Consider the following 13,141-nt stretch of genomic DNA (forward strand, 5'->3'; position numbering starts at 1 on the left):
AGACATGAGCAACGTTATTTTTACCTCAAAAGCTACTGCTAAAAATGGACGTGACGGACATGTACGTTCTGCTGATGGGTTAATAGATTTAGATTTGGTCAACCCCGCAAACGATAAAGAGAGTAAGGGCTCCAACCCGGAACAGTTGTTTGCGGCAGCGTATTCAGCATGCTATGACGGAGCACTTAACCTTGTTGCATCAAATCAGAATAAAAAGATTGAGTCGGAAACTACTGCAGAAGTCAGCTTTTTAAAGGATCCTGAAGATAACGGATTTAAAATTTCGGTTGTCTTAAATATCGAAATTGAAGGGGTAAATCCGGAAGAGGCAGAAGAACTGGCTCAGGATGCACATCAGGCTTGCCCGTATTCGAAGGCAACCCGCGGTAACATTGATGTAACGCTTAATCCTAAGGCAGTTGAAAAACCGAGCTAAAAAAGAATGAAAGGCTGTTTGTTCAAGATTGTTGTTTTTGACGTAAACCCATAAATTGCGACACAAATAAATAATGGTTGAGTGACACCGCTTCGGAAATACACCTCGCTTTCCGCGGGCGGCTGGTGAGCCTCCTCGAACTCCGTTCTGCGGGGTCTCACCGAGGCCTTTCCTCCCGCAGGAGTCTCCGTGTATTTCCTCCGCTAAGTTTTGTTCACGGCATCTTAATAATCAAAAAATTTATATTCTCAGCCATGAAACCAAGCAGCTGGAATATGCGAGACTCCTGTGGGACAGCGAGCCTAAGAGACCCCACAGCGAGCGTTCTTTGTGAGCGAGGAGGCTCGTGGTGAGCCCACGGAAAGGGAGTATATTCCAGCTGCGTCGTTAGAGATGCTCACTAAATCCCTAGTTTATGTCGCAGTTTATATCAATTTGAAGAATGAAAGGCAACAATATTTACGAAAAGAGTTTATTTATAAAAACGGATGATCCATTAGTACGGATCACCCGTTTTTTAATTTGGCCGCTGTATCTTTTTCAGGTGTAACAAATAAAGTCTTCTGACTGTCATAAGTCACGTAACCGGGTTTTGCACCGTTCGGTTTCCTAACATGTTTTACTTTCGTGTAATCAACAGGGACAGACGATGATTGATGTGATCTACTGAAATAGGCGGCAAGCTGGGCCGCTTCTAGCAAGGTATCGTCGCTTGGCTCCTTTGAACGGATGATCACATGCGATCCGGGTATATCCTTCGTATGGAGCCAGGTATCATCACGATGTGCCAGTTTCATTGTTAAATACTCATTTTGTTTATTATTTTTGCCGACTAAGATAACTGTGCCGTCCGATGCCATGAAATTTTCCGGGCTTGGCTTCGGTGCTTTCTTTTTATTTTTTCCTTGTTTTTGTTTCTTTAAGTACCCTTCTTCACGTAGTTCATCGCGGATTTCTCCGATATCAGACTCGCGTGCTGTGTCAATTTGCTGAAGCAATTGTTCCAGATAAATAATTTCGTTATTGGCTTTTTTTATCTCCTCTTGAACTTTTTCTTTTGATGTTTTCAATTTCTGATAGGTTTTGAAAAAACTTTGGGCGTTTTCACTTGGTGTCTTGTTTGGATTTAGCGCTATTGTGATTTCATTCTGGTCAGGATCGTAATAATCAATGACGTTTACTTCTGCATCTCCCTGTTTCACTTGGTGCATGTTCGCTGTCACCAGTTCTCCAAGCCGTTGATACGTTACCGCGTTTTCTGCTTTCTTTAACGTCCTTTCGTGTTTTTTCAGCTTGCGGGTATTTTTATCCCGTTCATTTTTTATGAATTGATACAGATCTTTTGCCTGCTGTTTGACCCGGTCGCGTTCGGCCTTGCCCGAATAAAAGGCATCAAGCATTGTATTTGTATCGGTGAACGATTCTGACTCACCGTCATGATACGAAATTGGCAGTACATGAAAATCTTCCTTGCCGTTACGGTAAATGGCAGGTGTGTATCGGTCGTCCTGGATCATTTCCTGCAGATGTTCGAATTTTTCTTTATAGGCTTCAATGGCACCCAATTTGGCCCGATGAACGACTTCGTTGGCAATAAAGGGGGATATCCCGGTCAATGTTTGGACTATTTGTTTTCCTATTTTACCTGCGTTAAAGTCCATTTTGCGGATAAATGTATCACTGTCAATTTCCAGTGGGCTTAACTTATGCTGGCTTGGCGGAAGCTTGTAGTCAAAACCGGGCAATATTGTGCGATAACGGTTTTGGGAAGCGGAAATGTGCTTCATGCTATCCAAAATATGCCCCTTTTCCCCATCAACCAGCATGACGTTGCTGTGTTTACTCATCAGTTCGATGACCAGCTTTTTGGTTGTAACATCCCCGATCTCATTCCGTGATTGAACTGTGAACGTCATTATCCGTTCCATCCCGTACTGGTTAATGGATTCGACAACAGCTCCTGAAAGATGCTTTCTGAGTAGCATGCAGAACATCGGCGGTTCCTTTGGATTGTTGTATGAATCGTCTGTTAAGTGCAGTCGGGCATATACGGGATGTATTGATAACAGAAGTGAATGGTTCTGTCCGTGGCTTCGTATTGTGAATACAAGTTCAGTGTCTGTCGGCTGATAAATTTTTGCGATTTTTCCTGGTATGATTTTTTCATTCAATTCGTTTGTTATTGCGCGGGTAACAATTCCATCAAATGGCATATAACCACCTCTTCCTACATACGTGCGCTTACGCTTTTCTATCTATTATAGCATTTTTCCGGTGGAGTCTGCATAGGTATTGGTATACAGAATAACGTTGAAAAGTTTGCACCAACGGAGGCTGCCGATGGTCTTGCAATGGGACAAGTTTTCTAAGATGAATCTGGAGGGAATGCTGGATGAAATGGTATCAGATGGATGTCGAAGCGGTCGAGCAAAAATTGCATGTGACAACCAAACACGGGCTGACAGATAAGCAAGCAGAGCAGCGGCAGAAGCAATACGGGCCAAATCGGCTTGAATCCGGGAAAAATGTGTCAAAGTGGCTGATTCTCCTTAAACAATTTCAGGATTTTATGGTGCTGATACTGCTCGCTGCCACCCTGATTGCTGGGATGCTTGGGGAGTATGTTGATGCAATAGCTATTATGATCATTGTTCTGGTTAATGGCTTTTTGGGGTATTTTCAGGAGCAGAAGGCGGAGAAATCACTTGCCAAATTAAAAGAAATGTCAGCTCCGGTTGCAGCCGTTCTGCGTGATGGCAAATGGGTGAAGATACCGTCACAGGAAGTGGTTGTTGGGGATGTTGTACGATTAAATAGCGGGGACAGGATCCCGGCGGATATTCGAATAACGCAATCCAGCAGTCTGGAAACAGAGGAATCCGCACTTACCGGCGAGTCACTTCCAGTCATGAAACATGCCACAAGCATAACACGGGACAAGCTCGATGCCCAGGACCAAGTCAATATGGGATTTATGAGCACGTTGGTCACGCGGGGCTCGGGTACAGGCATTGTCGTTGGAACGGGAATGAATACAGTAATGGGGCAGATTGCCTCGCTTATGGTCAAAACGGAAAAAACGACGACCCCACTGGAACACAAACTTGCTGAACTGGGCAAAATCCTGATTGCTGTTGCACTGCTCCTGACAGCTTTGGTTGTCCTTGCCGGTGTGTATCAGGGTCACCCGGTATATAACATGTTTCTCGCCGGTGTGTCGCTTGCAGTCGCCGCTATACCGGAGGGTTTGCCGGCTATTGTAACCGTTGCATTGTCACTGGGCGTTCAGCGTATGATCAGGAAGAAAGCCATTGTTCGGAAACTGTCCGCCGTTGAAACGCTTGGATGTGCATCAGTCATATGCTCGGATAAGACCGGAACCATGACCGAAAACCAAATGACTGTAAAAGAAGTATTCCTGAATGGGAAATGGTTATATGTGACAGGTGACGGCTATGATGTAAAAGGGAATGTTTATCTTAATAACGATACGGTGGACAGAAATTTTCCAAATCTGGAATCGATGTTTTTATATGGAATGCTTTGTAATAATGCATCGTTAATGACGAAGAAAGGGAAGTGCTATGTGGATGGTGACCCAACGGATGGCGCGCTTCTGGTTGCAGCACGGAAATTGGGTTTGTCACATCAGCTTCACGATAATTATCATGTTGTTAAAGAACTGCCTTTTGATTCCGACCGGAAGCGAATGAGCATGGTTGTTGAAGATGATAATAATATGCGCTTTCTGATAACAAAGGGAGCCCCGGAGGTTTTACTGCCCCGCTCGAATTATGTCATGAAAGAGCAGGGAAGAAAACTGATGCGATCTGAAGAAAAACGGGGGATCGATCAGGCAGTCAATAACATGGCGGATAAAGCACTGCGGACACTCGCGATTGCCATGAGACCCCTTGCAAAAGATGAGTCTTTGAATTCAGCGGCACTGGAAAAAGACCTGACACTCGTCGGTTTATACGGGATGATGGACCCACCGAGAAAAGAGGTAAAAACAGCTATTGAAGAATGCCGGGAAGCCGGAATTAAGCCAGTTATGATAACCGGTGATCACGAAAAAACCGCCCGGGCGATAGCAGCAGAACTGAACCTGCTTCCTGAAGATGGGATGGTTCTTAATGGTTATCAGTTGAACAATATGTCTGTTTCGGAACTGCAGAATATGATTGATCAGGTTTATGTTTTTGCCAGAGTAACACCTGAACATAAGCTGAAAATCGTGAAGGCACTGCAGGAACAAGGACACATCGTCGCCATGACAGGTGATGGTGTCAACGATGCTCCGGCGATTAAAGCGAGCGACATTGGAATCAGTATGGGCGAAAGCGGCACAGATGTAACGAAGGAAGCTTCTTCGCTCATTTTGATGGATGATAATTTTGCTACGATAAAATCAGCCATTATCGAAGGCCGAAACATCTATGAAAATATCCGTAAATTTATCCGCTATTTGCTGGCATCCAATGTCGGTGAGATTCTGGTCATGCTGTTTGCGATGCTGCTTGCCATGCCGCTGCCGCTTGTACCGGTGCAGATCCTTTGGGTTAACCTTGTGACCGACGGACTTCCTGCTATGGCACTTGGACTGGATCAGTCGGAAGATGATGTGATGAAGCGCGGACCTAGGAATCCGAAAGAGGGGGTTTTCGCCAGAGGGCTAGGATTTAAGATTATCAGTCGGGGTATTGTGATAGGTCTAGCTGCCTTAGTTGCGTTTATGATTGCCTATCAGGGAAATCCGGATAATCTGATTTATGGTCAGACAATCGCCTTTACTACATTGGTGATGGCACAGCTGATTCATGTTTTTGACTGCCGGAGCGAACACTCGATTTTTGCACGAAACCCATTTGAAAATAAATACCTGGTTCTGGCGGTTTTATCATCGGTGTTGCTATTACTGGTTGTCATCTACTGGGCACCTTTGCAGCCCGTTTTCCATACAACAGCCCTGAATCTAAGAGACTGGCTGCTCGTTCTTGCGTTGAGCTTCCTGCCGAGTGTCCTGTTCGGCTTTAGCAAAAAGTAGATATGATAAAGTGAAACTTAAATCAGTGGGGCGTTTTTTCCCCACTGATTTCTTAGTTGAATAGAATCGGGCATTTAGGAACAGTTTACTGTCCACGAGATGCGGGGTACGGTCCTTCTTACGGAGAAGGGTTTTTATTTTGCCTGACAACTTGTTATAATGAGATTCTGGGAATAGGGAGCGTTGCCGTTTTGTTTTAAAATCCCCGCTATAAGGTCGTAATATAGAGAAAATGAAAGAATAAGTCCAAATTACACAGTAAATGGTTGTATTTTCGCTTTTATTTACACTATAATAGATTTATTATACTTATAGATTAACGCCAGTTATTAATGAAAACAGACAGAATTCTAAGGGGGAACTAGCTTGAGTTTACGGTTAATTAACATAGGGTTCGGGAATGTGGTTTCGGCTAACCGGGTTATCTCGATCGTTTCACCGGAATCAGCACCGATTAAGCGAATTATTACAGTAGCTCGTGACAACAATAAATTGGTGGATGCTACTTATGGGCGGCGGACTCGTGCTGTTATCATCACCGACAGCGATCATGTTGTCCTGTCGGCTGTGCAGCCGGAAACTGTCGGACAGCGTGTAATCAGTCATGAGGAAGTCATAGACGAGAATAACTAGGAGGAAACGTTGTGATTGATGAAAATGGCATTTTATTTGTTTTATCCGGACCTTCAGGCGTAGGGAAAGGAACTGTTCGACGGGAGCTTTTTGAGCGTGCCAACGACCTTAAGTACTCAATTTCCATGACTACAAGGGAAATACGCCCCGGTGAATCAGAAGGCGTCGATTATTTCTACAAGACAAATGAGGAATTTGAACGGATGATCGAAGCCGGACAACTTTTGGAATATGCGCGTTTTGTCAATAATTATTACGGGACACCGCGTAAATACGTAGAAGATACATTGCAGGATGGTAAAGACGTATTTCTTGAGATTGAAGTGCAGGGAGCCATGCAAGTGAAGAAGAATTTTCCGGAAGGTGTTTTCATCTTCTTGTTCCCTCCCAGTCTGGAAGAATTAAAAAACCGCATTGTCGAAAGGGGTACGGAATCACAGGAGTTGGTGCTTAAGCGGCTGAAAGAAGCTCAGAACGAGATTGACATGATGGACGCCTATGATTATGTCGTCGTCAATGATGATGTTGATGCTGCCGTCACCAAGGTTCAATCAATCATTCAGAGCGAGCACTGCAAACGTGAGCGAATTGCAAAACAATATAAAAAGTTATTGGAGGATGAATAATATGATGCTCGAACCGTCCATTGATGATTTGCAGACAAAAATAAAATCCAAGTATACACTTGTTACAATTGCTGCCAAACGGGCACGTCAAATCCGGGAAACAAATAACGTGCTTGTTGATGACCCGCAATCGAATAAATATGTAGGGCTGGCACTTGAAGAAATTATGGCTGAAAAGCTGTATGTAAAAGAAGATAAGTAATCCTGATGACCCTCGCTTTTCTTGTTCGTATGCGGGGGTCTAAGTTTTAGGTAGTTGTTCAAAGAGTTTGGTAAAAATGACTTATCGAATTTCGTCGTTGGTTTGTTTCTTCGCTGCTCATGTATCTCATTGCATACATTCCGCTGCTTGAAACTGCGCCGCCTCGAACTTCTCGGCCTCTTTATCCTCCTTTTTGAACACGCTCTGTAAGGTGAACTTCGACCGTCAACCATATTTTAGGGAACGAGGGGATGTACGATGATCCAGAATAAAAATATACTGTTGGGAGTTTCGGGTGGTATAGCTGCCTATAAAGCGTGTGCTCTGACAAGCAAGTTGACCCAACAGGGGGCGGCTGTAAAAGTGATTATGACGGATAATGCCGCAAAATTTGTATCACCTTTAACATTTCAGGCATTGTCCAGAAACCCTGTCCACATTGATACATTTGATGAAAAGGATCCTGCAAAAATTGCCCATATTGATCTGGCTGACTGGGCTGACATCACCTTGCTTGCTCCGGCGACAGCGAATATCATCGGCAAATTGGCAAATGGGATTGCCGATGATATGCTATCAACTGTTCTGCTTGCCACTCAGTCCAGTGTCTATGTTGCCCCGGCGATGAACGTACATATGTATGCTCACCCAGCGGTTATCGCAAACATGAAACAGCTTGATTCATGGGGCTATCATTTTATTGAACCAGGCGCAGGGTACCTAGCCTGCGGGTATGTCGGCAAGGGACGACTGGAAGAGCCTGAGAGCATTATTGCTGCGGTTGCGGAGCATCAGGGGAGGGGCGATTTGTTTTCAGGGAAAAAAGTGCTGATTTCTGCGGGGCCTACTCAGGAAAAGGTGGATCCGGTGCGTTTTTTTACAAACCGGTCCTCCGGAAAAATGGGCTTTGCGCTGGCTGAAGCAGCAGCGAGTGCTGGTGCCGACGTGACACTTGTTGCCGGGCCTGTCAGTCTGGAAACGGGAAATAAACGCATCAACCGGATTGATGTTGTGACCGCTGAAGAAATGTATCAAGCCATGCACGATCACTTCCACACCAGTGATATCGTTATTAAAGCTGCCGCTGTTGCCGATTACCGTCCAAAGCAGATTTATGGTGAGAAGATGAAAAAACAACCTGATGACTGGCGCGTAGAAATGGAGCGGACACAAGATATTTTGCAGTCACTTGGTGAAGCGAAAAAACACCAATTTTTAGCCGGATTTGCTGCTGAAACAACCAACCCTGTGGAATATGGCATCACCAAACTGCAGAAAAAGAATCTTGATGCCATTATCGTTAACAACGTAGCTGCTGAAGGCGCTGGGTTTGGCGGAGATACAAATGTGGTCACATATGTCAACAAAACAGAGGAAAAAGAAGACATTGCGTTAAGATCCAAACAGGAGATTGCTAAGGAAATACTGAAACTCATAGCCCGTGATATGAAGGATGAACCAAAGTGATTGCTAAAGTAATTGTGGATGTTCCTGCCAGTTCGATTAACCAGACATTCGATTACCGGATACCTGGACGGTTTCAGGAGATTCTGCAGCCGGGGATGCGGGTCATCGTTCCATTTGGCCCAAGAAAAGTAATGGGATATGTCGTTGCAAGAGCAAGTGAATCTTCCTTTGATAAATTAAAGGAATTAATCGACATACTTGATTTGACCCCGATTCTGACATCTGAATTGCTGGATTTGGGCAAATGGCTGGCGGAAGAGACTTTAAGTTTATACATCACGGCTTTTCAGGCGATGCTGCCTCAAGTGTTGAAAGCAAACTATAAAAAAGAACTGGAACGATTGACGAGTGAACCGCTTCCTGAGCAGCTTGAAGCGTTTTTTGCTGGACGGGATTTTGTTTCGTATGAAGAGTTAGATAATGCCGGAGTCAGTTTTTACCAGGTGCAGAAAGCGATACAAGCTGGTGATATTACTGTTCATTACTCGGTTAAATCAAGGGTTACAAAAAAGCATATAACTTACCTCAAACCGTCACGTGACATTCATCTGCTGGAGGAAGCGCTGCAGGATATGTCGAACAAAGCCAAAAAACAGAAGGAAATACTTGCCTTTTTTATTAATAGACCGGAAGAAATCGAATTAAACCGAGTACTGAAAAAATTTGGGACAACCCGATCTGTCATAAATGCATTACTTAATAAAAATTTGCTGAATGCGTTTAAGAAAGAAGTATTCAGAAACCCGTATGAAGACCATGCATTCGAGAAGACATCGGCTTTAGAACTGACGGAACAGCAGCAGGCGGCCATTAAGCCAGTGAAACAACATATTAAAGAAGACCGGCATGATGTATTTCTGCTGCATGGTGTAACGGGCAGCGGGAAAACAGAAATCTACCTGCAAGCTATTCAAGATGTAATTGATAAAGGGGAGGAGGCGATTGTCCTTGTCCCTGAAATTTCCCTGACACCGCAAATGGTCAAACGGTTCAAGGGGCGGTTCGGTTCGAATGTTGCTGTATTGCATAGCGCTCTATCCCATGGTGAAAAATACGACGAATGGCGGCGCGTCCACCGTAAAGAGGTCCAAGTAGTGGTCGGTGCCAGATCAGCTGTATTTGCCCCGTTTGAAAATCTCGGTATCATTATTATCGATGAGGAGCATGAGAACAGCTATAAACAAGAAGATCAGCCGCGCTATCATGCACGTGATGTGGCTATTCATCGCGGAAAGGACCATTATTGCCCGGTCATACTTGGCAGTGCGACGCCGACATTGGAATCATATGCGAGGGCACAAAAAGGGGTTTATCAGCTGGCAACCCTGAGTAAACGAACCAATGAAAAGGCGATGCCTGAGGTCAATATTGTGGATATGCGTGATGAACTGCATGCCGGTAATCGGTCAATGTTTTCACGCAGCCTGAAAGAAAATATACAAGCGTGTATCAGTCGAGGTGAACAAATTGTCCTGTTATTAAACCGCCGCGGCTACTCAACGTTTGTTATGTGCAGGGAATGCGGTCATGTCAAAGAATGCCCGCATTGTGACATCGCTCTGACTTTCCATAAACACAACAACCGGCTAAAGTGCCACTATTGTTCTTATGAAGAACCGATGCCAATGTATTGTCCCTCATGCAGCAGTCACTTAATCCGTTTTTTCGGCACGGGAACACAGCGCATAGAAGAATCGCTGACCCAGTTGATTCCGGAAGCAAGGGTGCTGCGGATGGATGTGGATACGACAAGAAGAAAAGGGGCACATGAAAAATTGCTGAATCAGTTTGCCAATAAAGAAGCAGATATACTTCTGGGAACGCAAATGATTGCAAAAGGGCTTGATTTTGAAAATGTCACGCTAGTCGGTGTTCTGACTGCTGACTCGATGCTGAACCTGCCGGATTTCCGCTCCTCCGAAAAAACGTTTCAACTTCTGACACAGGTGAGCGGCCGGGCAGGAAGACACGAACTGCCAGGTGAAGTGATTGTCCAGACATACACACCGGAACATTACAGTATTGAACTGGCCAGCCATTATAATTTTATCCAGTTTTATCAGCGGGAAATGCAAGTCCGCAAAAAATTTCAATATCCGCCATACGTTTTCCTGGCATTAATCACGGTATCACATCAGAATCATGTGACAGCGGTTCAAACCACCCAAAAAATTGTAAAACGTTTATGGGAGTATGTCGGGCAAGGTACAGTCATCTTAGGGCCAACACCATCACCAATATCACGGATGAAGGATAGATATCGCTACCAATGCATGGTAAAATACAAACAGGAACCCGAACTGCGGACACTAATCAATAAAATTATCCGGCAATTTGACGAGGAGATGCGCAAAGACGATTTGCAGATTGTCGTGGATATGCAGCCGTACCAGCTAATGTGATAAACGCTGTACAAGAAAGGAGTACCGCCTAATGAAAAGACTTGTTTTTATGGGGACACCGGAATTTTCGGTGCCAATCCTGGAGACACTTGTGCATACCGAATATGAACTTGTTCTGGTTGTGACTCAACCTGATCGTCCTAAAGGCAGAAAAAAAACCGTTACACCGCCCCCCGTTAAAAAAACAGCAGAAAAATATAATATTCCGGTGCTGCAGCCGGAAAAACTGAGAGATGAATATAAAAAAATACTCGCATATGAGCCCGACATCATTATTACAGCAGCCTATGGACAAATATTGCCAAAAGAACTGCTTGACATCCCTGAATTCGGCTGTATTAATGTCCATGCATCATTACTGCCTGAACTCCGGGGCGGCGCTCCAATTCATTATGCTATTTTAGAGGGGAAAGAAGAAACGGGCATCACCCTTATGTATATGGCAGAAAAATTGGATGCTGGTGACATAATCGCACAGCAACCTGTAAAGATCGCTGACACTGATCATGTCGGAACGCTTCATGACAAACTGTCTCAAATAGGTGCTGATCTTCTGGCTGATACATTACCGGAAATATTCGCCCGAAAGATTACTCCCGAGAGTCAGGATGAAAGTAAGGCCACATTTGCATTTAATATTAAACGCGATCAGGAAAGAATCGATTGGCAAAACCCGCATAACGTTATTTATAATCATATTAGAGGATTACATCCGTGGCCGGTTTCATTTACACAGTATGATGGAGACCTGATGAAGATATGGTGGGGTGAAATGGATGATCAAATTTATAAAGGCAAGCCCGGAGAAGTTGTTGACATCATAGACAATGAAGCCTTTGTCGTCGTATGCGGCAACAAGAAAGGCATCCGGGTAACGGAAATACAGCCTGCCGGAAAAAAAAGGATGACGGTTAGCCAATATTTGCAGGGAGCACCTGACCGGATGAAAAAAGGCATTGTTATGGGTGATTAGATGAAAAGCTTTCAGGTAAGAGAAGCAATTGTTGAACTGCTCGTGCGTATCGAGCGGGACAGCGGCTTCAGTCATTTATTGATTGATCATGAAATCAAATCCCGCAGCATTCCCTCAAAAGACGAAGCTCTGATGACAGAAATTGTTTACGGCACCATTCAGCGAAAGCTAACCCTGGATTACTATTTGGATGCTTTTGTCGATACAAAGAAAAAAATAAAACCATGGGTGCGCATGCTCTTGCGCATGTCTGTTTATCAGATGCATTTTCTTGATAGGGTCCCGGATCATGCCATCATCCATGAAGCAGTTGAAATTGCCAAGCATAGGGGACATAAGGGGATTGCTTCATTTGTTAACGGTGTGCTGAGAAGCATGCAGCGCAAAGGTGCTCCGGATACAGACGCAATTGAAAGTAAAGCAAAACAGCTTGCCATTGAAACAAGTCATCCTGAATGGCTTGTTAAACGATGGATTGACATGTATGGTTATGACATGACACGAGACATGTGTGACGCCAATCTGGCGAGAAAACCCTTGTCAGTCCGTGTACAGCCATTAAAAATCAGTCGCCGGCAAGCGATGGATGAGCTGCATGAACTCGGGTTTGAAACAAGACCCTCCGATTTCTCCGGTCAGGGCATTATTGTTGATCAGGGAAATATTTTGCGGACAAGACTTTTTGAAGAGGGTTATGTCACGATTCAGGATCAAAGCTCAATGCTCGTAACGGAGATGCTTAATGCCGAGCCCGGGATGTCTGTTTTGGATGCTTGCAGTGCACCAGGCGGCAAAGTGACACATACCGCCGAAAAAATGCAAAACAAGGGGTCAATCTGTGCATATGACCTTCATGCCAAGAAAGCAGAACAAATAAACCATAAAGCAGCTGAACTTGATTTAACGATCATTGACGCCAATGCCGGGGACGCCCGTAAATTATTGGAAAAACACGAAAAGGGAAGTTTTGACCGTATTTTAATTGATGCGCCGTGTTCGGGCCTTGGTGTGATCCGCGGTAAGCCGGACATCAAATATAATAAAACGGAAAACGATATTTATCGTTTAGCACAGATTCAGACAGATATACTGGAGAATGTGGCCCCATTATTAAAAAGAGGTGGGCTTTTGATATATAGCACCTGTACGGTTGATAAAACGGAGAATGACGAAGTTGCAGCAAACTTTCTGACCCAAAATCCAGAATTTATGTTAGACAGAGCCTTTTTTGAACAATTACCATCCATGATTCAGCATTCACCAGGGCATTCTGAAATTGGTCTGCAATTATTTCCGCAAACATTTTCAACTGACGGGTTTTTTCTGACAAGGATCAAGCGAGTATAACCAACGTG

General features: G+C 44.3%; 10 protein-coding genes. 9 read left to right on the plus strand and 1 reads right to left on the minus strand.

Annotated elements, in window-relative coordinates; genetic code table 11:
• Positions 1 to 4 precede the first annotated feature (4 nt).
• On the plus strand, positions 5 to 436 hold the full coding sequence (locus ON01_RS07850; RefSeq protein WP_010530480.1) for an organic hydroperoxide resistance protein: 432 nt from the start codon (positions 5 to 7) through the stop codon (positions 434 to 436).
• A gap of 506 nt (positions 437 to 942) precedes the next feature.
• On the opposite strand, the gene ON01_RS07855 is transcribed toward ON01_RS07850, so the two are convergent.
• Entirely contained in the window at positions 943 to 2,649 is a 1,707-nt protein-coding gene (locus ON01_RS07855; RefSeq protein WP_010530481.1) for an Rqc2 family fibronectin-binding protein, read from the minus strand.
• A gap of 179 nt (positions 2,650 to 2,828) precedes the next feature.
• On the opposite strand from ON01_RS07855, the gene ON01_RS07860 reads away from it, so the two are divergent.
• The 8 genes from ON01_RS07860 (at position 2,829) to rsmB (ending at position 13,133) form a co-directional block, all read left to right on the plus strand.
• Entirely contained in the window at positions 2,829 to 5,483 is a 2,655-nt protein-coding gene (locus ON01_RS07860) for a calcium-translocating P-type ATPase, SERCA-type (protein WP_010530482.1), read from the plus strand.
• A 366-nt stretch (positions 5,484 to 5,849) separates the two neighbouring features.
• The gene (remA, locus tag ON01_RS07865; RefSeq protein ID WP_010530483.1) at positions 5,850 to 6,116 is read left to right on the plus strand and encodes an extracellular matrix/biofilm regulator RemA; all 267 of its coding nucleotides are present in this window, start codon (positions 5,850 to 5,852) and stop codon (positions 6,114 to 6,116) included.
• 11 nt (positions 6,117 to 6,127) lie between these two features.
• Positions 6,128 to 6,742, plus strand: coding sequence for a guanylate kinase (gene gmk / locus ON01_RS07870; protein ID WP_010530484.1), 615 nt, complete (start codon positions 6,128 to 6,130; stop codon positions 6,740 to 6,742).
• Between the two features lies 1 nt (position 6,743).
• Positions 6,744 to 6,944: a DNA-directed RNA polymerase subunit omega gene (gene rpoZ / locus ON01_RS07875; protein ID WP_010530485.1), complete on the plus strand. Its 201-nt coding sequence runs from the start codon at positions 6,744 to 6,746 to the stop codon at positions 6,942 to 6,944.
• Positions 6,945 to 7,202: 258 nt separating this feature from the next.
• Positions 7,203 to 8,411, plus strand: coding sequence for a bifunctional phosphopantothenoylcysteine decarboxylase/phosphopantothenate--cysteine ligase CoaBC (gene coaBC / locus ON01_RS07880; protein ID WP_010530486.1), 1,209 nt, complete (start codon positions 7,203 to 7,205; stop codon positions 8,409 to 8,411).
• On the plus strand, positions 8,408 to 10,813 hold the full coding sequence (gene priA, locus ON01_RS07885; protein WP_010530487.1) for a primosomal protein N': 2,406 nt from the start codon (positions 8,408 to 8,410) through the stop codon (positions 10,811 to 10,813). The genes coaBC and priA overlap by 4 nt, the downstream gene beginning before the upstream one ends.
• A 31-nt stretch (positions 10,814 to 10,844) precedes the next feature.
• Positions 10,845 to 11,786: a methionyl-tRNA formyltransferase gene (fmt, locus tag ON01_RS07890; protein WP_010530488.1), complete on the plus strand. Its 942-nt coding sequence runs from the start codon at positions 10,845 to 10,847 to the stop codon at positions 11,784 to 11,786.
• Positions 11,787 to 13,133: a 16S rRNA (cytosine(967)-C(5))-methyltransferase RsmB gene (rsmB, locus tag ON01_RS07895; protein ID WP_010530489.1), complete on the plus strand. Its 1,347-nt coding sequence runs from the start codon at positions 11,787 to 11,789 to the stop codon at positions 13,131 to 13,133.
• The last annotated feature ends 8 nt before the right edge of the window (positions 13,134 to 13,141 follow it).

This window comes from Lentibacillus jeotgali (assembly GCF_000224785.1).
GTDB classification, from domain to species: Bacteria; Bacillota; Bacilli; order Bacillales; family Amphibacillaceae; genus Lentibacillus; species Lentibacillus jeotgali.

Coding starts and splice junctions, on each gene's coding strand:
- rsmB (WP_010530489.1), top strand. CDS start 11,787: ATGAAAAGCTTTCAGGTAAGAGAAGCAATTGTTGAACTGCTCGTGCGT.
- coaBC (WP_010530486.1), top strand. CDS start 7,203: ATGATCCAGAATAAAAATATACTGTTGGGAGTTTCGGGTGGTATAGCT.
- rpoZ (WP_010530485.1), top strand. CDS start 6,744: ATGATGCTCGAACCGTCCATTGATGATTTGCAGACAAAAATAAAATCC.
- fmt (WP_010530488.1), top strand. CDS start 10,845: ATGAAAAGACTTGTTTTTATGGGGACACCGGAATTTTCGGTGCCAATC.
- ON01_RS07850 (WP_010530480.1), top strand. CDS start 5: ATGAGCAACGTTATTTTTACCTCAAAAGCTACTGCTAAAAATGGACGT.
- ON01_RS07860 (WP_010530482.1), top strand. CDS start 2,829: ATGAAATGGTATCAGATGGATGTCGAAGCGGTCGAGCAAAAATTGCAT.
- ON01_RS07855 (WP_010530481.1), bottom strand. CDS start 2,649: ATGCCATTTGATGGAATTGTTACCCGCGCAATAACAAACGAATTGAAT.